At 62.1% G+C, this 20,684-nt stretch carries 22 protein-coding genes; 12 read left to right on the top strand and 10 right to left on the bottom strand.

The window, feature by feature from the left end; genetic code table 11:
* Nucleotides 1-48: 48 nt before the first annotated feature.
* From ASC85_RS00335 to ASC85_RS00320, 4 genes are read left to right on the top strand one after another with little or no spacing between them, the layout of a single operon-like run.
* Nucleotides 49-645 carry a paraquat-inducible protein A gene (locus ASC85_RS00335; RefSeq protein ID WP_057447794.1) on the top strand — a complete coding sequence of 199 codons (597 nt, stop codon included), beginning with the start codon at nucleotides 49-51 and terminating at the stop codon, nucleotides 643-645.
* A complete protein-coding gene (locus ASC85_RS00330; RefSeq protein ID WP_057447793.1) occupies nucleotides 642-1,301 on the top strand; it encodes a paraquat-inducible protein A in 660 nt (219 codons plus the stop codon). The genes ASC85_RS00335 and ASC85_RS00330 overlap by 4 nt, the downstream gene beginning before the upstream one ends.
* Complete coding sequence (locus ASC85_RS00325; protein WP_057447792.1) at nucleotides 1,282-2,940, top strand: PqiB family protein; 1,659 nt, start codon at nucleotides 1,282-1,284, stop codon at nucleotides 2,938-2,940. Before ASC85_RS00330 ends, ASC85_RS00325 begins: the two co-directional genes overlap by 20 nt.
* A 17-nt stretch (nucleotides 2,941-2,957) precedes the next feature.
* Nucleotides 2,958-3,494, top strand: coding sequence for a PqiC family protein (locus ASC85_RS00320; protein ID WP_057447791.1), 537 nt, complete (start codon nucleotides 2,958-2,960; stop codon nucleotides 3,492-3,494).
* Nucleotides 3,495-3,597: 103 nt separating this feature from the next.
* Here the strand turns inward: ASC85_RS00320 and ASC85_RS00315 are convergent, their stop codons facing one another.
* On the bottom strand, nucleotides 3,598-4,227 hold the full coding sequence (locus tag ASC85_RS00315; RefSeq protein ID WP_057447790.1) for a glutathione S-transferase family protein: 630 nt from the start codon (nucleotides 4,225-4,227) through the stop codon (nucleotides 3,598-3,600).
* A 193-nt stretch (nucleotides 4,228-4,420) separates the two neighbouring features.
* On the opposite strand from ASC85_RS00315, the gene ASC85_RS00310 reads away from it, so the two are divergent.
* A complete protein-coding gene (locus ASC85_RS00310; protein WP_057448211.1) occupies nucleotides 4,421-4,933 on the top strand; it encodes a hypothetical protein in 513 nt (170 codons plus the stop codon).
* 108 nt (nucleotides 4,934-5,041) lie between these two features.
* Here ASC85_RS00310 and ASC85_RS00305 read toward each other — a convergent pair whose 3' ends face one another.
* The 3 genes from ASC85_RS00305 to ASC85_RS00295 form a co-directional block, all read right to left on the bottom strand.
* Entirely contained in the window at nucleotides 5,042-6,136 is a 1,095-nt protein-coding gene (locus ASC85_RS00305) for a DUF1615 domain-containing protein (protein WP_057447789.1), read from the bottom strand.
* A 208-nt stretch (nucleotides 6,137-6,344) separates the two neighbouring features.
* Nucleotides 6,345-7,319 carry a porphobilinogen synthase gene (gene hemB / locus ASC85_RS00300; RefSeq protein ID WP_003200059.1) on the bottom strand — a complete coding sequence of 325 codons (975 nt, stop codon included), beginning with the start codon at nucleotides 7,317-7,319 and terminating at the stop codon, nucleotides 6,345-6,347.
* A gap of 188 nt (nucleotides 7,320-7,507) precedes the next feature.
* Nucleotides 7,508-8,206 carry a glutathione S-transferase family protein gene (locus tag ASC85_RS00295; protein WP_057447788.1) on the bottom strand — a complete coding sequence of 233 codons (699 nt, stop codon included), beginning with the start codon at nucleotides 8,204-8,206 and terminating at the stop codon, nucleotides 7,508-7,510.
* A 298-nt stretch (nucleotides 8,207-8,504) separates the two neighbouring features.
* On the opposite strand from ASC85_RS00295, the gene ASC85_RS00290 reads away from it, so the two are divergent.
* Nucleotides 8,505-9,200, top strand: coding sequence for a histidine phosphatase family protein (locus ASC85_RS00290; protein ID WP_430458884.1), 696 nt, complete (start codon nucleotides 8,505-8,507; stop codon nucleotides 9,198-9,200).
* 123 nt (nucleotides 9,201-9,323) lie between these two features.
* Here the strand turns inward: ASC85_RS00290 and mnmH are convergent, their stop codons facing one another.
* The gene (gene mnmH / locus ASC85_RS00285) at nucleotides 9,324-10,427 is read right to left on the bottom strand and encodes a tRNA 2-selenouridine(34) synthase MnmH (RefSeq protein WP_057447787.1); all 1,104 of its coding nucleotides are present in this window, start codon (nucleotides 10,425-10,427) and stop codon (nucleotides 9,324-9,326) included.
* A complete protein-coding gene (selD, locus tag ASC85_RS00280; protein WP_057447786.1) occupies nucleotides 10,427-11,461 on the bottom strand; it encodes a selenide, water dikinase SelD in 1,035 nt (344 codons plus the stop codon). The genes mnmH and selD overlap by 1 nt, the downstream gene beginning before the upstream one ends.
* 298 nt (nucleotides 11,462-11,759) lie before the next feature.
* On the opposite strand from selD, the gene ASC85_RS00275 reads away from it, so the two are divergent.
* The 3 genes from ASC85_RS00275 (at nucleotide 11,760) to ASC85_RS00265 (ending at nucleotide 14,223) form a co-directional block, all read left to right on the top strand.
* Nucleotides 11,760-12,710: a nucleoside-specific channel-forming protein Tsx gene (locus ASC85_RS00275; protein ID WP_057447785.1), complete on the top strand. Its 951-nt coding sequence runs from the start codon at nucleotides 11,760-11,762 to the stop codon at nucleotides 12,708-12,710.
* 45 nt (nucleotides 12,711-12,755) lie between these two features.
* Complete coding sequence (locus ASC85_RS00270; protein ID WP_057447784.1) at nucleotides 12,756-13,781, top strand: purine-nucleoside phosphorylase; 1,026 nt, start codon at nucleotides 12,756-12,758, stop codon at nucleotides 13,779-13,781.
* Between the two features lie 160 nt (nucleotides 13,782-13,941).
* A complete protein-coding gene (locus tag ASC85_RS00265; protein WP_057447783.1) occupies nucleotides 13,942-14,223 on the top strand; it encodes a hypothetical protein in 282 nt (93 codons plus the stop codon).
* 59 nt (nucleotides 14,224-14,282) lie between these two features.
* Here the strand turns inward: ASC85_RS00265 and ASC85_RS00260 are convergent, their stop codons facing one another.
* Complete coding sequence (locus ASC85_RS00260; RefSeq protein ID WP_057448209.1) at nucleotides 14,283-14,885, bottom strand: NADPH-dependent F420 reductase; 603 nt, start codon at nucleotides 14,883-14,885, stop codon at nucleotides 14,283-14,285.
* Nucleotides 14,886-15,028: 143 nt separating this feature from the next.
* On the opposite strand from ASC85_RS00260, the gene ASC85_RS00255 reads away from it, so the two are divergent.
* The 3 genes from ASC85_RS00255 (at nucleotide 15,029) to ASC85_RS00245 (ending at nucleotide 17,534) form a co-directional block, all read left to right on the top strand.
* Nucleotides 15,029-15,958 (top strand): LysR family transcriptional regulator, encoded by a 930-nt coding sequence (locus ASC85_RS00255; RefSeq protein WP_057447782.1) that lies wholly within the window; start codon nucleotides 15,029-15,031, stop codon nucleotides 15,956-15,958.
* Between the two features lie 116 nt (nucleotides 15,959-16,074).
* Entirely contained in the window at nucleotides 16,075-16,860 is a 786-nt protein-coding gene (locus ASC85_RS00250) for a hypothetical protein (RefSeq protein WP_057447781.1), read from the top strand.
* An 86-nt stretch (nucleotides 16,861-16,946) separates the two neighbouring features.
* Nucleotides 16,947-17,534 (top strand): hypothetical protein, encoded by a 588-nt coding sequence (locus ASC85_RS00245; RefSeq protein WP_057447780.1) that lies wholly within the window; start codon nucleotides 16,947-16,949, stop codon nucleotides 17,532-17,534.
* Nucleotides 17,535-17,578: 44 nt separating this feature from the next.
* On the opposite strand, the gene ASC85_RS00240 is transcribed toward ASC85_RS00245, so the two are convergent.
* From ASC85_RS00240 to ASC85_RS00230, 3 genes are all read right to left on the bottom strand, one after another.
* Complete coding sequence (locus tag ASC85_RS00240) at nucleotides 17,579-18,295, bottom strand: alpha/beta hydrolase (protein ID WP_057447779.1); 717 nt, start codon at nucleotides 18,293-18,295, stop codon at nucleotides 17,579-17,581.
* Nucleotides 18,296-18,359: 64 nt separating this feature from the next.
* Nucleotides 18,360-19,472, bottom strand: coding sequence for a M14 family metallopeptidase (locus ASC85_RS00235; RefSeq protein ID WP_057447778.1), 1,113 nt, complete (start codon nucleotides 19,470-19,472; stop codon nucleotides 18,360-18,362).
* 186 nt (nucleotides 19,473-19,658) lie between these two features.
* Nucleotides 19,659-20,438, bottom strand: coding sequence for an ABC transporter substrate-binding protein (locus ASC85_RS00230; RefSeq protein WP_057447777.1), 780 nt, complete (start codon nucleotides 20,436-20,438; stop codon nucleotides 19,659-19,661).
* Between the last annotated feature and the right edge of the window lie 246 nt (nucleotides 20,439-20,684).

Here is a 20,684-nt window from a genome sequence, read left to right as displayed (position 1 = left end):
TTCTCAAGGCACTTCTATATTGAAGAGGTTGTTCCTGCGAGCATCCCGATGGCCAACACCGACCGACTGATCATTTGTGAACATTGCGATGCGGTGTACGAGCCGGTGGTGCTCGTTGCGCACCAGAAAGCCTCGTGCGTGCGCTGCCACGCGGTGATCCAGCGCTACAACGGCCTGACCATCGAACAGCGCCTGGCCTTGAGCGTAACGGCCGCGGTGCTGTGGGCCTTCGCCAACATCTACCCGATCATGAGCATCCGCCTCCAGGGCCTGAGCAACAGCGCGACGTTATGGGATTCCATCGTGGCGCTGAGCCAGGGGCCGATCGCCTTCATCGCTCTGGTGACAGCGGTGGCGATCATCATCGCACCGGCCTTTCAATTGGTGCTCCTGATCTGGGTGCTGGGCCATGCCTACCTCCAGCGGCGGGCACCAGGGTTCAACCTGTGCATGCGCAGCCTGGAAACCCTGCGGCCCTGGAGCATGCTGGAAGTGTGCCTGCTGGGCGCGCTGGTGGCGGTGATCAAGCTCGCCGGGCTGCTGGACGTGCTCCCGGGCATCGGCTTGTTCGCCCTGGCGGCCTTGAGCCTGCTGATGATCCGCATTGCCGGGCGCGATGTCCGCGACCTGTGGGACAGCCTGTGAACGGCCAGCCGCAGGAAACCCCGCCAGAGGCCCGCGACCTGGACCTGTGCCTGTGCCACAGCTGCGGCCTGGCCTGCGACATGACCGACGAGCCCCAGACCTGCCCCCGCTGCGATGCCGCCCTGCATCGACGCAAACCCGATGCCATCACCCGCACCTGGGCCTACATGCTCGCCGCGCTGGTGTTCTACATCCCGGCCAACCTGCTGCCGGTCATGAATACCCAGATGCTCGGCGAAGGCGCCGACAGCACCATCATCAGCGGTGTCATTGAGTTCTGGCAAAGCGGCGCCTGGGACATCGCCCTGATTATCTTCATCGCCAGCATCGCGGTGCCCGGCATCAAGTTCGTGGTGCTGACCCTGTTGCTGGTGACCGCACAACGGCGCAGCACCTGGGCCCAGGTCCAGCGGGCGAAGCTGTACCGGCTGGTGGAAGTCATCGGCTACTGGTCGATGCTCGATGTGCTGGTGGTGGCCCTGGTGGCGGCACTGGTCAAGTTCCAGGCATTGAGCGACATCGAACCACGACCGGGCATCCTGTTCTTCGGCCTCGTGGTGCTGTTCACCATGCTGTCGGCCATGAGTTTCGACCCCCGGCTGATCTGGGACACTCAACCATCCGAGGAGGTCATGGATGAAGTCGCAAGCCACTGACGGGCAGCAACCCGCACCCGGCCGCGCCCACGTCACCACCCGCCGCTGGACGGTATCGCTGGTGTGGATCGTGCCGATCATTGCGGTGCTGGTGGGCATTTCCCTGGTGGTCCACAACTGGCTGCAGGAAGGCCCGACCATCACCATCACCTTCAAGACCGGCCAGGGCCTGACCGCCAACAAGACCGAGGTGAAATATCGCAACGTGGTCATCGGCCAGGTCACCGACGTGCAACTGAGCGAGGACCAGAAGAACGTCACCGCCACGGTCAAGCTCGCCAAGACGGCCGACACCTTCACTCACGAAGACTCGGTGTTCTGGGTCGTACGGCCACGCATCGGGGCCGGCGGTATCTCGGGGATCGACACCTTGCTGTCCGGGGATTTCATCGGCGCCGACGCCGGCCAGTCGAAAGTGCGCGCCAAGTCCTTCACGGGCCTGGAGAACCCGCCGCCCATCACCTACGGCGAACCGGGCAAGCGCTTCACCCTGCATTCCCAGGACCTCGGTTCGCTGGACATCGGCTCGCCGGTGTACCTGCGCAAGATCCCGGTGGGCCAGGTCGTGTCCTACGCCCTGGACGCCGAGGGCAAAGGTGTCAACATCGACGTATTCGTCAACGCCCCCAACGATGCGTACGTCACCGAAAACACCCGGTTCTGGAACGTCAGCGGCGTGGACGTGAACGTCGGCGCCAATGGTTTCGCGGTCAAGACCGAATCGCTCTCGGCCCTGCTGCTGGGCGGCATCGCGTTTCGGGCGCCGGAGTACAGCCCCAACGACGTCCCCGCCAGCGAGGACAAGACCTACGAGCTGTTTGCCGACCAGCAGAGCGCCCTCGCCCCGCCCGATGGCAAGGCGCAATACCTGGCCCTGCGCTTCGATCAGGCACTGCGCGGCTTGCGCGTCGGTGCGCCGGTGGAGTTCCTCGGGGTGGAGGTCGGCAGGGTGGTGGCCATCAATCTGGATTTCGATGAGAAACAGCGCAGCTTTCCGGTCAACGTCGGCGTGGTGATCTACCCACAGCGCCTGGGCAAGGCCCATGAGAAACTGCTCAAGGCACTCAATCACGACCCGGAGGACGAAGCCGCCTCCGCCCGCCTGATGGGCAGTTTCGTCGATCGGGGGCTGCGCGCCCAGGCCCGCAGCGGCAACCTGCTGACCGGGCAGTTGTACATCTCGCTGGATTTCTACCCCAAGGCGGAAAAAGTCGCCTTCGACCCAAGCGCCCGTCCCGTGCGTATTCCGACCATCCCGGGCAGCCTCCAGCAACTGCAGGAACAACTGCAGGCGATGGTCGAGCGGATCAACAAGCTGCCACTGGAGAGCATTGCCGGCAACCTGGATGGCAACCTGGTGGAACTGCGCAAAGGCCTGACCCAGTTCAACAGCAAGACCCTGCCGGGCGTGCAAAGCACCTTGCAAGACGTCAGCAAGACCCTGCAATCGGCCAACTCGACCCTGGCCGAAGATTCACCGCAGCGCGAACAACTGACCCAGACCCTGGACGACCTGGGGCGCATGTCGCGCTCGCTGCGCGAACTGTCGGACTACCTGAGCCGCCATCCCGAATCGCTGCTTCGCGGCCGTCCCAAGGACGCACCGGCGCAGAACCTCACATTGCCGGTGAAAGAATGATCACAGGAGCGCGCCCCATGCCACTGACGCTGAAACTCACCCTGGTTGCCGTCGCATTGCTGCTCGGCGCCTGCCGCAGCGATCCGATCCACTATCACACCCTGAGCCCCGCTCAGCCGGCGGGCCTGTCGCGCTCCGGCGTGGACATCCAGATCGAACAGGTCAGCGTCCCACCCCAGGTGGATCGCACCCAGATGGTCATTCGCCAAGGCAACAGCGGGTTGGCGATCCTGGAAACCGAATGGTGGGGCGCCAGCCTGGCCGATGAACTGCACAGCAGCCTGGACGAACAACTGAGCAACCCTGGTGCACCGAAATCATTGCTGCGGGTAGACGTGCAACGCTTTGACTCGATCCCTGGCCGCTATGCCCGCATGGATGTGCAATGGCGCCTGCGCAGCCTGGGCAACGACGCACGTCCCCTCACATGCCGCAGCAGCCTGCAGACGCCAGCGGGAACCAACATCGACGAACTCGTGACCGCGCACCAGCAGAATGTCCGGCAGTTTGTCGGCCTCGTTGAGCAGGCGGCTGCGCGCAAAGCCTGTCCTTGACCCCGTAGGAGCTGCCGAAGGCTGCGATCTTTGATCTTTTGATCTTTCGCTTAAGACGCAAGCGTCAGGGGAAAGATCGCAGCCTCGCTTCGCTCGGCAGCTCCTACAACGGCCAGTGCAGCGACAGCACCGGCGCCACGCGTGGATGGCGATCGATGCGTTCCAACAATTCGTAGAACGCCGGACGAGCGCTCAGCATCGCCTCCCGCGTGTTTCTCCACTTCGTGATCACGGCCGCCAGGATATCCAGCGCCCCCGGTTCGTCACCGCCTAGAAAAGGTCGGGCCGGGAACTGGTCGGCAAACCGCGCCCAATTGCGATACAGCCGTTGCTGCGTGCCGGATATCAATCGCTGCCGAGTCGCTTCGTCCGCCTCGTCCAGCCAGCGTTCCGGAAAATCGATAATGCCGATGGGCGTGTAGCAATTGGCCGCGATGTAGACCAGGCCCCGTATGGCTTGCGCGCGCTGGGTCGGGTCTTGGGGGAGCAGCTTCGATGCCGGGAAGGTCAACCCTAGGTGAATCAGGATCGCCGCCGCTTCAGTCAGCACCGAGCCATCCGGCAACTGCAGGGTCGGCACCTGCTTCAGAGGATTGAGTGCCTCGAGCTCTTTTGCCGCATCGTTGTCTTGCGTCGAATAGGCATCGACCCGCCGATAAGCCACCTCACAGAGACACAAGGCAACCTCCACCGCCGAAGAGCCGGATTGCCTGCAACCGAATAACTGATACATGAACGTACCTCCTGCATAAGCGTTAGCCGATAGAGCCCGTGAGCCCGTCAGTGTTCCATCAAGCTGACCGGTAGCGGGCCAACGAGGTATCACTGCTGTCGATGTTCACCATCATGCCAATGAAGTTCTCTTGATGATCGCCCGGGACAACAATGGCCCCACACAAACCACTGCACCCCCGGAGCACACCATCATGAAACGCCAAGTCATCCTCAGCCTCGCTTTCTCTGTACTGGCCGCCAACGTATTTGCCGCCTCGTCCCAACCCGTCGTCGCCGAAGGCGGTTCTGATCGCCTGATCGAAAACCGCGTCGCTGAAGGCGGTGCCGAACGCCTGCTGGAACGTCGTGTCGCCGAAGGCGGTTCTGATCGCCTGATCGAAAACCGCGTCGCTGAAGGTGGTGCCGAACGCCTGCTGGAACGTCGTGTCGCTGAAGGTGGCTCCGACCGCCTGATCGAAAACCGCGTCGCTGAAGGCGGTGCCGAACGCCTGCTGGAACGTCGTGTCGCTGAAGGTGGCTCCGACCGCCTGATCGAAAACCGCGTCGCCGAAGGCGGTTCTGATCGCCTGATCGAAAACCGCGTCGCTGAAGGTGGCTCCGACCGCCTGATGGAAAACCGCGTTGCTGAAGGCGGTGCCGAACGCCTGCTGGAACGTCGCGTTGCCGAAGGTGGCTCTGATCGCCTGATCGAAAACCACGCATGAGTTGCCTGGCAGCTTACCCGATACGCCGCTTCAGACTGATCCCGCACCAAACCATCCCCCTAAAAGCCCGGCCTCATCCACCGGGCTTTTTCACGCGCCAACGCCTGGCTAACGCCCCGACGCCCGCGCCATGCATCGCTGATAACGCTCATCCACCCGCTTGGCAAACCACGCCGTGGTCAGCTTGCGCGTGATCTTCGGGCTCTTGAGCACGATTCCCGGCAATACCGCCCGCGGCAACGCCTTGCGCTCGGCCCGCTCAGCCAGTTCGAACACACGCTTGTAGAGCTTGCTGTCCTCGAACGCCAGGCTGTCACCCTGCTCCAGTTGATCGCGGATGGTCGGGTTGCGCATTCCCAACGACTTGCCCAGCGTGCGCACCGCCAGTTCCGTGCTGCCTGGCATGATGGAATCATGGGCAATCAGATCGCCGTCCAGCGCCAGGGCAATGCCCGACGCCACACTCACTGCATGCTGGAAAGCCGCGTTGCGGCTGGCGTACCACCCGGCATTGAAATCGGCAAAACGATACAGCGGCTCGGTGTAGCTCACTGGATAGCCCAACAAATGCGCGATACCGAAATACATCCCGCCACGACGACTGAACACTTCGCGACGAATCGAGCCATCCACCGTATAGGGATAATTGCGCGCATTGGCCTGGGCAAACGCGATGCTGACCTGCATCGGCCCGCCGGTGTGCACCGGATTGAAATCGCCGAACAGTGTCTTGCCCAACGGCACCATGCCGATGAAATCATCGAAAATCCCGCTCAGTTCTTTCTCGCTACGCGCAGCATTGAGCCGATCGCTGTAGCTTTTGCCATTGGGTGAACGCACCTGGAGGGCACCACTGACCAACAGCTCCGGAATGTGCACTTTCGCCGCACGGCGGTTGATCTCCTGACGAGCGATCTTGCCCAGCCCCGGCACTGGCGGATCGGATTGGAACGTCGACTCCTGTTCGGTCACCGCCAGGACAGCACAGATGTTCTGCGTCGTAGAGGGAATCTGCTGGGCCGCAAAGGCCACATGGATATCCGTCGCCCAGCCTTCGCGATCCACAGTCTTGGCCGGCAACAACTGCACAATCTGCTTCTTGACCTCAGCGGGCGAACGCTCGGGCTCCTGCGCCTGGCGACTGCCGCAACCGGCCAGGGCCAGCAGCGCAGCAAGGCTGATCATCAATCGGTTGAATTGCATGGTGCTCCATCGGGTTCGTTATTCCGGAGCAACCATACGATCAAAAGTGGATGCGGGCTATGCCCAATATGGAGCAAGCCTCGCGATGACGGCGGCACAGGCAACACTGATGCAAGCCGACCCAGCGCTATCGCGAGCAGGCTCGCTCCCACAGGAGAATGGCGGTGTACCTGGATCTTCCGTCCAACCCAAACCAGTGTGTGCTGGATCAGATCCCGCTCAGCGCCAGGTCCATGGCGAAGTAGGTGAAGATCAGGTCTGCCCCCGCCCGCTTGATGGCGCCAAGGCTCTCGCGTACCACACGGGCTTCGTCGATGGCGCCAGCCTGGGCGGCGAACTTGATCATCGCGTATTCGCCGCTGACCTGATAAGCCGACAGCGGCAGGTTCGAGGCCTGGCGAATGTCGCGGATGATATCGAGGTAGGCACCGGCCGGCTTGACCATCAGCGCATCGGCACCTTCCTGTTCATCGAGCAAGGACTCGCGCAATGCTTCGCGGCGGTTCATCGGGTTCATCTGGTAGCTCTTGCGATCGCCTTTCAACGCGCTGCCGCCGGCCTCGCGGAACGGGCCATAGAGTGCCGAGGCGAACTTGGTGGAATAGGCCATGATTGCCGTCTGGCTGAAGCCGGCTTCATCCAGGGCCCGGCGAATTGCCTGGACCTGCCCGTCCATGGCCGCCGATGGCGCGATCACATCGGCACCGGCGCGGGCCGCCGCCACGGCTTGCTTGCCCAGGTTGACCAGGGTCCGGTCGTTGTCCACCTCATCGCCGTGGAGCACACCGCAGTGACCATGATCGGTGTATTCACAGAAGCAGGTGTCGGACATCACGATCATCTCCGGCACCGCGTCCTTGCAGATCCCGGCCATGCGCGACACCAGGCCGCGCTCGCTCCAGGTGTCGCTGCCGTCGTTGTCCAGGTGATGGGACACACCAAAGGTCATCACCGACTTGATGCCGGCACGGGCATAGCGCTCGATCTCGCCGGCCAGCTTCGATTCAGGAATGCGTACCACGCCCGGCATGCTCTTGATCGGCACAAAATCATCGATTTCTTCTTCGACGAAAATCGGCAGCACCAGGTCGTTCAAGGTGAACTCGGTTTCCTGGAACAGGCTGCGCAGGCTTGCATTGCGACGCAGACGGCGTGGACGTGCTTCGGGGAACTGGCTGGACATGGGACTCCTGGGCAGAAATGGGTGCTCGATCACAAGGCGCAAAGCTTATGCCCTGGCCGACCAGGGCACAAACGTTGGCTGGAAAACAGAGCGTTACCGGCCAGGCAATAATCTACTCTCAAGGTCAGCGAGCCATTGATGCACGTCAGCCGGTGGCTTGTAATCGAATCGGCGAGTCGTCGGGTGACTCATTCCGGAATCTTCAACCCACGCACCACAGCCGGTCGAGCCAGGAAGCGCTCCAGCACCCGCGTCACATTGGGGAAGTTCTGGATCCCGACCAAATCACCGGCCTCATAAAAGCCGATCAAGTTGCGCACCCAGGGGAACGTGGCGATATCAGCGATGGTGTAGCGCTCGCCCATGATCCAGTCGCGCCCTTGCAAACGGCCATCGAGCACTTTGAGCAGGCGCTTGCTTTCCTCGACGTAGCGATCGCGCGGCCGCTTGTCCTCGTAATCCTTGCCGGCGAACTTGTTGAAGAACCCCAGTTGCCCGAACATCGGCCCGATCCCGCCCATCTGGAACATCAGCCACTGGATCGTCTCGTAGCGCGCCGCCGACTCCTGGGCCAGCAACTGTCCGCTCTTGTCCGCCAGATAAATCAGGATCGCCCCCGACTCGAACAACGCCAACGGCTGGTCGCCCGGCCCATGGGGATCGAGAATCGCCGGGATCTTGTTGTTGGGGTTCAGGGAAAGGAACTCGGGCGACAGCTGGTCGTTGCTGGCGAAGTCCACTTTGTGGGGCTCGTACGGCAGGCCGATCTCTTCCAGCATGATCGAGACCTTCACGCCGTTGGGGGTGGGCAGGGAGTAGAGCTGAATCCACTCCGGGTACTGGGCAGGCCATTTCTGGGTGATGAGGAATGGAGTCAGGTTGGGCATGAGCTGGATTCCAAGTGCTATCTAGAAAGCGGGAGCATAAATCAGATGACTGAGCTTTTGGATCCGGGATCATGTCGGCGACATATGGCTATTCATAAAGTCGCAACATCCTGTCGCTAACATTCGCCCTACCTCCCCACAGGAGGCCTTACAGTGCACCGGGACCAGCCAGGATCGAACCAAAGGGCTTGAAGAGACTCTGAGCAATGCCCCCGAGGATTCGACGCGGCGTAATGACAGGGAAAACACCCGAGGCCAACCGCTTCGCGGTGCCAGGGTTTGTCAGCCTGACTCAAACATGCTGAAGATTATTTATTCGATGATGAACCCACTGAATTTCGCCAGGCGCTTCAAACACCGTTCGTGGCTGCTGCTGCCGACGCTGCTGGTGGTCTGTGGACTGGTGCTGTCGCTGGAATCCAGCGTCAGCCGCGCCCAGCCGGCCGACGGCGTGCAGACGTTGGTGTTCCTGCGCCACGCCGAGAAACCCGACGGTGGCCTGGGCCAACTCAATTGCCAGGGCCTCAACCGCGCCATCGACCTGGCCACCCTGCTGCCGGAAAAATTCGGCAAGGCCGACTACGTGTTCGCGGCCAACCCGACCCGCAATGTCGAAGAGGGTGAGCTGGACAATTCCTACAGCTATATTCGCCCGCTGATGACCATCAGCCCCAGTGCCATCAAGCTCGGGTTGCCGGTGAACATCAATTATTCAGCCAACGACACCAGCGACCTCGCTGATGAACTGCTGGACGACAAGTACCACAACGCCACCATCTATACCGCCTGGTCCCATGGCTATCTGCCGGAGTTGATCAACAAGGTCGCTGGCGAGGCCGTGGGCAAGAAGCAGACCATTACCGATGACTGGGCGTCAGGCGATTTTGACTCGCTGTACGTGCTGACCCTGACCTGGCACAACGGCAAGGCCAGCCTCACCAGCCAGAGCTACAAGCAAGGCTTGGATAATGGCCAGGAGACCTGCCCGACCTGATCAGTCGCCACGTCCCTTTGTGGGAGCGAGCTTGCTCGCGATAGCTATGGGCCAGTTTGCATCAATGGTGCCTGTGTCGCCGCCATCGCGAGCAAGCTCGCTCCCACAGGGGACTTTCGGTGGTCACCCGCCCCGGGCCGCCCGCTCCCGCAGATACTCCAGCACCGCCGCCTGCTCCCCCGAGAACTCGATCCGCAAGCCCTTCTTTTCCCGCTGGAACACGTACATCGGGTCGTAATACTCACGCAGCAAGCCTTCGATCCAACCGCGATGCAAGTCGACGGCGCCGCTGTTGGCCTGCTCGGCCAGGGCGGCTTCCAGGATGTTCATCAAGCGCCGGTGACGGTCACCGCCCAGGCGCTTGTGGATGTTGTCCAGGCTTGCCAGCAACCGCTCGGAAAACAACGAGAAACCTTCGTCGCCATGTACAGCGACAAATTCCGCGCACAGGTTGATGACGTAATCCTGCAGGATCCGCTCGACCCGATGCTCCAGGCTGTCTTCCAGCCAGACCATGGGAACCTGCTGCATGCGCTGGTACAAAGGCAGCGGCAAGGCGCAACTGCCGACCGCACGGCTCTCATCCTCAAGCACGAATTGTTCGATGCCGGCGGCGCGCTTTTTCAGCACATCCACGGCCAGGCGGTTTTCAAAATCGATGTTGGAAGGCTGGCCGGTGGCGCGTTTGCCGAAGCTCGAACCGCGATGGTTGGCATAACCTTCCAGATCCAGGCTATTGCTCAGTTGCCCCAGCGCTTCGGTCTTGCCGGTGCCGGTCATGCCGCCCAGCAGCACCAGGTCGCACTGGGCGACCGCCTGCTCGACCGTGTCCAGCAAGAACGTGCGCATGGCCTTGTAGCCACCGCCGACCCTGGGGTAATCAATGCCAGCTTCGTCCTTGAGCCATTGCTGGACGATCTGCGAACGCAAACCGCCGCGAAAGCAATACAGCAAGCCGTCGGGATGGGTCTTGGCGAACTCGGCCCAGGCCTGGATGCGTTCGGCCTTGATTTCACCGGACACCAGTTGATGCCCCAGGACAATGGCGGCCTGCTGCCCCTGCTGCTTGTAGCAGGTACCGACGCGTTGCCGTTCGCTGTCGGTCATCAACGGCAGATTGACCACGCCGGGGAAGGCCCCCTTGATGAATTCGACCGGGGCGCGCGTGTCCATCATCGGCCGGTCATTGAGGAAGATGTCGCGGTAATCGGTGATGTCATGGCTCATCAAGACACCTCGACCGCGTAACTCTGTCGCTCGACCAGTTCGCCGATAGGTTCCAGCGCCAGCCCGAGTTCAACGGCAACCCGCAGGAACTCGGCCTCGCCTTCGGGGGTGACGGCAATCAGCAGGCCGCCGCTGGTCTGCGGGTCGCACAACACGCGCTTGTGCAGCTCCTGGACTCGACCGATCTTGCTGGCGTAACTGTCGTAGTTGCGCAGCGTGCCGCCCGGCACACACCCCTGGTCGAGGTAGTACTCGACACCCGGCAGGCGCGGCACCGCGTCATAGCGGATGCGCGCAGTCAGTTGGCTGCCGTCGGCCATTTCCACCAGGTGACCGAGCAGGCCGAAACCGGTGACGTCGGTCATCGCCGTCACACCGTCGAGTTTGCCGAAGCGGCTGCCCGGTTTGTTGAGGGTGCACATCCAGTCACGGGCCAGGCCGACGTCGGCGGCGCGCAGCTTGCCTTTCTTTTCCGCCGTGGTGAGGATGCCGATGCCCAGGGGTTTGGTCAGGTACAGGCGGCAACCGGCGGTGGCCGTATCGTTGCGTTTCATATGGCGCTTTTGCACCAGGCCTGTGACCGCCAGGCCGAAAATCGGCTCAGGCGCGTCGATCGAATGCCCGCCGGCCAGGGGAATACCGGCCTCGTCGCACACGGAGCGACCGCCGCGAATCACTTCCCGGGCAATTTCCGGGGCCAATACGTTGACTGGCCAACCGAGAATCGCAATGGCCATCAGCGGGTCACCGCCCATGGCGTAGATATCGCTGATGGCATTGGTGGCGGCGATGCGACCGAAATCGAAGGGATCATCGACAATCGGCATGAAGAAATCGGTGGTCGAGACCACCCCGCGCTCCTCGTCGATGGCGTACACCGCAGCATCGTCCCGGGAAGCATTGCCGACCCACAACTTGGGATCAAGGTTCTGCGCACCGCTGCCGGCCAAGATCACTTCCAGCACCTGGGGCGAAATCTTGCAGCCGCAGCCGGCGCCGTGGCTGTACTGGGTCAGGCGAATCGGCTCGCTCATGGGCATACCTCTGGTCAGTCAAGATGGCCGATTCTACCAGCAACGCCACCGACTCAGTGCCGCGTCGAGCACATGCTCCTGCAACACGTTGGTGCCACTTCATACGACGCTGCCGAATTCGGTGCACCGAGCCTGACCAACAGGACAGGAAAAAAGCCTGAACCCCATGCATTTCAAGCCAATACAAAAAACTGGTACGACATGTGCAAACGTTTGCGCAATCGATCCTACCCAGCGGGTCGATGGCTTTTTTCAACCACGGAACCCGGGCTTCAGCCCGCACGAACAAGGACTTTCCATGCACTGCACTTCCTGGTATCGCGCTACACCCGGCGTATTGGCAGCCGCCCTGCTACTGACCGCCGTTACCGGACTACTCAGCACCACGACCCAAGCCCAGACCACCGAGGCGTCCGCCCAGGGCGAGGCCCTCAGCCCTGAGGCCACCCCCTCCAAGAAAGGCGCCTACCTGTCGGACTGGTACAACCAGGACCTGACGCTCATCGGCAGCAAGGACATCAGTTTCGGCCCGCAACCGGTCGACGATGTCTATCTGGAATATGAATACTTCGGACGCAAAGGGCCCTTCGAGCTCTATGGCTACGTCGACATCCCAAAGATCTTCAACATTGGCAACAGCCATGACAAAGGTGCGTGGGACCACGGTTCCCCGGTGTTCATGGAGCACGAACCGCGTATTTCCATCGACTACCTGGCTGGCCGCAGCCTGGCCATCGGACCGTTCAAGGAATGGTATGTGGCGTTCGACTGGATCTACGATCACGGCAGCAACAGTGCCAATCGCGCGAACACCTTGTACAGCGGCCTGGGCACCGACATCGACACCCACTCAAGGGTCAACCTGTCAGCCAACTTCTATGGCCGCTATCAATGGGAAAACTATGGCGCGAGCAATGAATACTCCTGGGACGGCTACCGCGCCCAGCTCAAATACATCGTGCCGATCAGCCAGTTCAGCAACGGCGCCTCGCTGACGTACATCGGCTTCACCAACTTCGATTTCGGTTCGGACCTGCACAAGGACAACCCCGCCCGCACCGCCAACGCCACGGTCGCCACCAACGTTTTGCTGTATTCGTTCACGCACCTGCGCTTTACGCTGGTGGGCCGCTACTTTCACAACGGCGGCAACTGGCAGGACGGCAGTGAGCTTAACTTTGGCGACGGCAACTTCCGCGCCCGCTCCGACGGCTGGGGATACTACGCCGGGGTTGGCTATCAATTCTGAGCAAACGTAGAAGCACCATTTCGAATCCATGGAGGTCACGAATACATGATCAATCGCCTGTCTATTTCAATCGGCCTGGCCTGCACGGCTCTGTTCTGCTCGACCGCCGGAGCCGCGCCGGCGCTTCAACCCAAAGTGATGCTGATCACAATGTTCGCCCCCGAGGCGCAGAACTGGATCGAACGCCTCGAACTCAAGACTGAAATCCGCGTGCCGGGGCTGGCCGCCGAGTACCCGACGATCCGCTGCAATACCGAGCGGGTCTGCCTGCTGATTACCGGCATGGGCCAGACCAACGCCGCTGCCTCGACACTGGCCCTGGCGCTCTCCCCCACCGTCGACCTGCGCAAAAGCTATTTCCTGGTGGCCGGGATCGCCGGCATCAACCCGCACCACGGCACGCTTGGCACAACCGCCTGGGCCCATTACCTGGTGGAGTTCGGCACTCAATGGGAGCTGGATTCGCGGGATGTGCCCAAGGACTGGCCCACCGGCTACCTGGGCATCAACACCAAGGGGCCGAACGAAAAACCGCCGCTGGACTACAAGACGGAAGTCTTCGAACTCAACCCGGCCCTGCAAGCCAAGGCCTTTGCCCTCAGCCAGAAGGTGACCCTGGCGGAAAGCAAGGAATCGGCGGCCTGGCGCTTGAAGTATCCGTACGCCCCGGCCAACCAGCCGCCGGTGGTGACCCGCTGCGACACCCTGGCCGGCAACACCTGGTTTTCCGGTACGCGCCTGAGCGAGCGCGCCGAAGTCTGGACCCGCCTGCTCACCGATAACAAAGGCGTCTACTGCACCACCCAACAGGAAGACAACTCCACCTACGAGGCCTTGCTCCGGGCCAGTCGCGAAGGTCGGGTGGACATCAACCGGCTGGCCGTGCTGCGGGCCGGGTCCGACTTCGACCGCCCCGAGCCCGGCGGCAACGAAGTGGACAACCTGCTCAAATACGCCGACCAAGGCGCGTTCGTCCCGGCACTGGAAAACCTGTTCCGCACCGGCAACCCGTTGGTGCAGGACATTGTGAAGAACTGGTCGGTGTGGAAAAACGGCGTGCCTAGCCTTTGATCACCAGCCGCCCCGTTCTTGGGGAGAAGGGAATGATCTGTGGGAGCAAGGCTTGCTCCCACAGGTTGAGGCTAATCTCTACAGATCACCCAATGGAATTTTCCATTGCGGGAAGAATCACTTGAACATCAGCCGTGCGTACCCACCCAGGAGACCGCCGATGTCCCTCGACCCTGCTGCCGACAGCACTCATCTTGATTACGCTCTCGACACGATGTTTGGTCGCAATACCACAAGTGTCAGCTGCGAGTTCGACGTCAAACGCCTCGATGACGGCGAACCACCCTGGTTCGCGCTGCACGTGCGACCACCACTGCCGAAGGATCTGCATAAGGCCCAGCTCGTGGTGTTCAATGCCGAAGGCCGACGCATCAGCGGCATTGTCCGGCGAGCCAAACGCCTGGCAGACGACAGCCTGCAATTGGACGTGGAACCCGACTGAGTGCTTCAGGCCGGGTTCCCACGCTGATCGAGCGCTTCCTTACGCATGCCGCGAAGTACTCAGTCGAACTTGACCAGGTTCAGCACCGGCAATGGCCCGCCCGGGAATTGAGTCAAGCATGCGCCAACGCTCAATGGGCCCAGGTCCACGCCGAAGAATCCCAGCCGGGCGATCAACTGCGCGACTTCCCCACGGGCCTGCTCATCGTCGCCAGTCAGGAATAACACGCGCTTGCCGCCTTCGGACGCTGGATCAGCCTCCAGCAGGCGCGCCAACATGTGGTTGAACGCCTTGACCACCCGTGCCCCCGGCACCCATTCGCTGAACACCTCGGTAGAAGCCCGGCCCTGCAGATCAATCGCCTCGAACTCCGGGACTTTGATTGCGTTGTTGGCATCAATCACGATTCGTCCGGCAAAGTCCGGCAAGCCATTCAACGCCTGGGGCAACTTCGGCCAGTTGACGGCCACCAGCACCATGGGTTGGGCAGCGGCTTGCTGCACGGTGCCGGCGCGTACGTTGGGGCCGAGCTCGGTGACCAACCCGGCCAGGCTTTCCGGGCCGCGGCTGTTGGCAATCACGACGTTGATGTTCTGGCGGGCCAAGGCCCGGGCAAATGCACTGCCAATGGCGCCAGCGCCGATGATGCCGATGGTGTCGATGCTGCTCATGTCGTATGTCCTCAAAGTTGGATACCCCTGGGCGGTGATGTCCGCCGTTGAGGTGCATATTGCCCTTGCTATTACGTCATGATTAGCCAGTAATACGTTGAATCATTTTCAAGCATTACTATCAGGCCACGTTGATGGAAAGCCTCGCCAATCTCGAATGCTTTGCCCGCAGCGCCGAAACCGGCAGTTTCTCGGCGGCCGCCAGGTTGCTGGCCCTGACGCCTGCCGCGGTGAGCCGCAATGTGGCAATGCTGGAGCGTAACCTGGGGGTGCGGCTGTTCCAGCGCTCGACCCGCAAGCTGTCCTTGACCGAGAACGGCGAACACTTCCTGGCCAGCATCGGCACGCATCTCGAAGCCTTGCAGGCCGCCATCGGCGCCGTGACCACTGAGCGTGGCGAGCCGGCCGGGGTACTGCGCCTCAGCCTGTCGCCAAGCTTCGGCATCGGCCATGTGCTGCCGTTGCTGCCGCAATTTCTGGCCCTGCACCCGTTGATCCGCCCGCAATGGCATTTCGAGAACCGACGGGTAGACCTGATCGCTGAAGGTTTCGACGCGGCGATTGGCGGCGGCTTCGAACTGACACCTGGCGTGATCTCGCGAACCTTGGCGCCGGCACATCTGGTCGCGGTAGCCAGCCCGGCCTACCTGGCCGCACGCGCCTGCCCCGAACACCCGGAAGACCTGGCCCACTTCGATAACATCGTGCTGCGCTCCAGCCTCACCGGGCGCGTACGCCAGGCCACGATGCGCAACGCCGCCGGGTTCGAGTCGGCGTTGCGGCTGCCTGAATCCATCATTCTCAACGACCCGGTCGCAATGCGCGAAGCCACCTTGCTGGGCCTGGGCATTTCGCTGCTGACCGTGCCGGACGTGCTGCCCTGGCTGGAACGCGGCGAACTGGTACGGCTGCTGCCGGACTGGTACATGGACCTTGGCGTGATTTCCCTCTATTACCCCAGCCGCACGCTGATGCCAGCCAAGACTCGCGCCTTTATCGAGTTCATCACCGAACACTTCGAGCGTGAGGGGCTGGCGCGGCGTTTCAGTGCTGCGCGGGGTTGAGCCTTAGGGTCTTTCGTGCCAGTGCTGCCGCCATCGCGAACAAGCTCGCCCCCACAGTGGGTTTGCGGTGCGGGCGGTGCTAACGTGGCGCCTCGACAACTGACAGGGATGACCGCGTGCTGCTGCTCAAATTGCTGGTGATTCCCACGTTCCTGCTGCTGATTTCCCGGGCGGGCAGGCGTTGGGGACCGAGTGTGGCCGGCTGGCTCTCGGGGTTGCCAGTCGTGGTGGGGCCGATTCTGCTGTTCCTGGCCATAGAACAAGGCGAGCTGTTTGCCGCACAGTCGGCGACCGCGGCGTTGGCAGCGATGTTCGCGATGATTGCCTTCTGCGTGGTGTACGCCCAGGTCGCCCAGCATCGCAACTGGCCCTGGGCGCTGGGCATCGCGCTAGGCGTCTGGGCCTTGGTGGCGTTGATCCTGTCCTGGCTACCGGCTTCGCTGCCGTTGTCGAGCCTGATCGCCCTGGTCGCGCTGCTGGCGGCGCCATATCTGTTCCCAACGGTCCGGCCGGTGATGAACGGGCCGGCGGCCAAATCCGACAAACTGCTGCTGCGCATGATCGCCGGCGCGCTGTTGACCCTGGCGGTGACGCTGCTGGCCAGCACCGTGGGCGAACGCTGGAGCGGGTTGCTGGCGGTGTTCCCGGTGTTGGGCAGTGTCATGGCGGTGTTCTCCCAACAAACCCGGGGCCCGGCCTTCACCGCCGCGCTGCTTCGAGCGACGGCCACCGGCATGTATTGCTTCGCCGCCTTCTGCCTGATCCTGGCCCTCGCCCTGCCGGTGCTGGGCATGCCCGCCTTCGCCTTGGGCGTCGCAGTGTCGATGGCCATGTTGCTGGTGACCCGACGCCTGCTGGTGCGGCCACCGCCCGGCGACACCACACACCTTTCGCTAAAATGACGGTCTCTTCTGCACTGGTGCTGGAGTCAGGTGCGACGCCCATGGGATGATCGGCCTCCAGGCACGACCATCTGTGGAGCGTTTCAATGTCATTGCTGAGTAAACAAGCCGCCGCCCTGTTGCTGGGCGCCATCGCCAGCCTGGTCGTGGTGTCCGCCCAAGCGGCCCCAGCCAAACCTGCCGGCGATGCACCGGCGCAGAAAGTGTCGATGCTCGGCGGCAAGTTCACCTTCACCTTGCCCAAGGGCTTCACAGCGACGCCGCTACCCGCCGGTGAAGTGGCCCAGGGCACCGCCGGGGCGACAGGGACGATGTACAGCAATGCCACCAGCAGAACCGTGGTGATCGCCGCTGAGAACACCATCGTCAATGGCACGAATGTGAAGGACGACGATGGTGCATTCCTCGACACCACCATGGCCGACTTCGCCGCCCAACGCATCAAGGCTCTGCCGGACGCCAAGATCCTCAGCGAAAAAAGCCTGAAGCAACAAGGCACCGGCCTGGGCCTGCGCCAGCTCGACACCAGCGCGACCCAGGGCGGCGGACCCACTCTCGACACCACCTTGCTGGGCGCCTCCGGCACGCACATGGCCGTGGTGCAGGTCATCTCCCGGGCCAGCGACAAGGCCGGTCATGAAGCGTTGGTGAAACAGATCGCCAGCGGTAAGTAACAAGCACCCCGGAACATGTGGGAGCCCACAGGGACTTGCGGTGGTCAGGGATTGAGCCGCTCCAGCCAGGCCCGCAGGTCCTGTACTTCCAGGGCGCTGATACTGTGGCCGACGCCCGGGTAGGCATGGAATTCCGGTTCCAGCGCCAGGGTCTTCAGGAAGCTGTTGGCCTCGGTACCATCGTGGTAGGGAATGATCGGGTCTGCCGTGCCATGGCCGATGAACACCGCCAGTGTCCGGCGCGACTCGTCGGGGGTCAGTTCCGCCCGCAGCACCGACAGGACCCGCCCACCCATTGCGGCAATACCGCCGACGGCTTCGGGGTGTCGCAGGGCCACTTCGTAGCTCATCATCGCGCCCTGGCTGAACCCTACCAGGTAGACCTTGCTCGCGTCGGTCGAGTACTTGGCCCGAGCCTTGTCGATGAAGTCCAGCAGCATCTTGCCGCTGGCCTTCAAGTCCGAGGTGTCACCGTCGTAGGCACCGTCGCCCTTTTTCGCGAACCACTGATAACGGTCCTGTTCCATGCTCTTCGGCGCCCGCACCGAGAGGTAGTTGTAATCCCGGGGCAACTCGCCCTTGAGTTCGAACAGGTCCTGTTCGTTGCTGCCGGAGCCGTGCAGGAAGATCACCAGCGGGCGGTTGCCGGCTTGCTCATCGGCTTGGGCCAGGTAATTGAGCGGCAAGTCCGTGTGCAGCGAGGGTTGGGCCTGCAACCCGGACGAGACCAGCAATAGAAACAGGGCGAGCGCTTTAAACATCAATCTTCCTCCATCGTTCGATAGCCGCACGACAAGAAGCGTGCGGTGAGGTAGACAGCACTTATCAGTCGTTGCTCAATTTCCCCGTACGAATCGGCTCACGCCCGGCGACTTTTGCCTGCCAGATCCCCGGCTGGGTGTAGCGCCCGCGGTCCAGGGCGAACAGCACGCCACTGGTGCCGGCCCGCACGGTGGTGACCCGATCATTCAACGGATCGACCACTTCGAACAGCGGATCGCCGCGCTCCACCCATTCACCGGCCTCACGCAGGAAGCTCACCACGCCATGGTGCGGCGCGAACAGGTATTGGGTGCCTTCGAACGGAAAGCCTTCGCAGCATTCGGCGGGGGCGGCTGGCCAGTCCCCGGCGATAAAACCCTGCTCGGCCAAAAACCCGAGGATGGCTTCACAATTGGCCTGGGCCTGTTCCACGCGGGTGTCGCCCATGCTGCCCAGCTCCAGCGTCGTCGCCAGGTTCGCCGCTGGGATCGCCGCCGCCGGAAAGGCTTTGGCCAGGCGCAACCAGGGTGAGGAGCAGGACTCGTCGAACGAACTGCCACCGGAATCTTCACTGAGCAACGCCACACCGGCCTTCAGGCGTGCAGCCAGGGAGCGCCATTGCGGCCACTGTTGCGGCAAGGCATACAAGTGGATCGCTGCCTCGAAATCGCAATGCAGGTCCAAGGTGATGTCGGCGTCGCAGGCATGGCGCAGCAGCAGGCGATGCAGTGCTTCGAGTTGCGAAGGTGGCGCTGGCAGGTCGTCGAGAACCTGGGCCATGGTCTGGCGGATCAAGGTGATATTGGCGGCCGGGTCGTCACCCAGGCGATCGCCGATGCGTTGCGCCACCGGGGCACTGAGTTCCACGAAGGCGCGGTTGAAATTCTTGCCGCTGCCCAGTTCGAAACGCCCCATGTGGGCACTTTGCAGATGTTGATCCAGGCCGATGGGGTTGGCCACCGGCACCAATTCGATCACACCCTTGAGCAGCCCTTGCGCCTCGAGGTCGTTGAGCCGCTGCTTCAGCTCCCAGGCGGTACGCATGCCCGGCAGTTCGTCGGCGTGCAGGCTGGCCTGGATATAAACCTTGCGCGGGCCATGGCCGTAACGAAACACACTGAGCCGACGCTCGGTGCCCAGGTGGCTCCATGGCAGGGTGTGGTCGATGCGTTGCATGAAATCTCCGAATGACTAGGCGTAGGAGCTGTGTAGGAGCTGTGTAGGAGCTGTCGAGCGAAGCGAGGCTGCGATCTTTTGATCTTTCGCTCTGGACTCAACTGGCAGTGGAAAGATCGCAGCCTCGCTTCGCTCGGCAGCTCCTACAGCAGCTCCTACAGCAGCTCCTACAGCAGCTCTTACCGATTAATGCCCGTAGACATCAAAGGCGAAGTATTTGTCCTGCACTTTCTTGTACGTGCCATTGGCGCGGATTTCGCTGATGGCGGCGTTGAATTTGTCGGCCAGGGCCTTATCGCCCTTGCGCACCGCAATGCCGGCGCCACCGCCGAAATATTTCGGGTCTTCATAGGTCGGGCCCACGAAGGCGAAACCTTTGCCGGCATCGGTCTTCAGGAAGCCGTCGTCGAGGTTGACCGAGTCGGCCAGCATGGCGTCGAGGCGACCGGCGACCATATCCAGGTTGGCTTCCTGCTGGGAGCCGTAGCGCACCAGGTTGATCCCGGCGGGCACCAGCACTTCAGTGGCGAAACGATCGTGGGTACTGGCGCGCAGCACACCGACTTTCTTGCCCTTGAGCTCGGTCAACGGGTCCTTGACCTCGGAGCCTTCCTTCATCACGAACCGCGCCGGGGTGTGGTAGTACTTGATGGTGAAATCGACGTTTTTCTTGCGATCGTCGGTGATGGTCATGGACGACAGGATCGCATCGATCTTCTTCACTTTCAGCGCGGGGATCAGGCCATCGAACTCCTGCTCGACCCAGGTGCACTTGACCTTCATCTGCTCGCAGAGGGCGTCGCCGATATCGACATCGAAGCCGGTCAGCTTGCCATCGGAGGTTTTCATCGAAAAAGGCGGGTAACCGGCTTCGATCCCGAGGCGGATCGGCTTGGCGTCTTCGGCCACGGCCGACAGGGACAATACGGACAGTGCCAGGGCACCGAACATGGCTAGCTTCTTCATTTTCGCTCCTGAGTGCGCAGGGTATTTTATTGATCGTTATAGGCAGATTCGTAAGCAGCGTTCGGTCAGCAAAAACCGAAGTGGCCGGGAGTCTAGAGGGGCACTCGGGAGGGGAATTATGTTGAGGCGACAAATAGTTATAAAAAGCCACTAATGCCGTGTTGTAACGCCGAAGTTCTGTAGGAGCGAGCTTGCTCGCGATCGCGGTGCGTCAGCGTGCCTCGATGCCGAATGTGCCGCCGTCAT

Source organism: Pseudomonas sp. Root401, from assembly GCF_001425105.1.
Lineage (GTDB): Bacteria > Pseudomonadota > Gammaproteobacteria > Pseudomonadales > Pseudomonadaceae > Aquipseudomonas > Aquipseudomonas brassicacearum.
The sequence above is the reverse complement of the archived record's forward strand: the minus strand, read 5'-3'. Positions and strand labels throughout refer to the sequence as shown.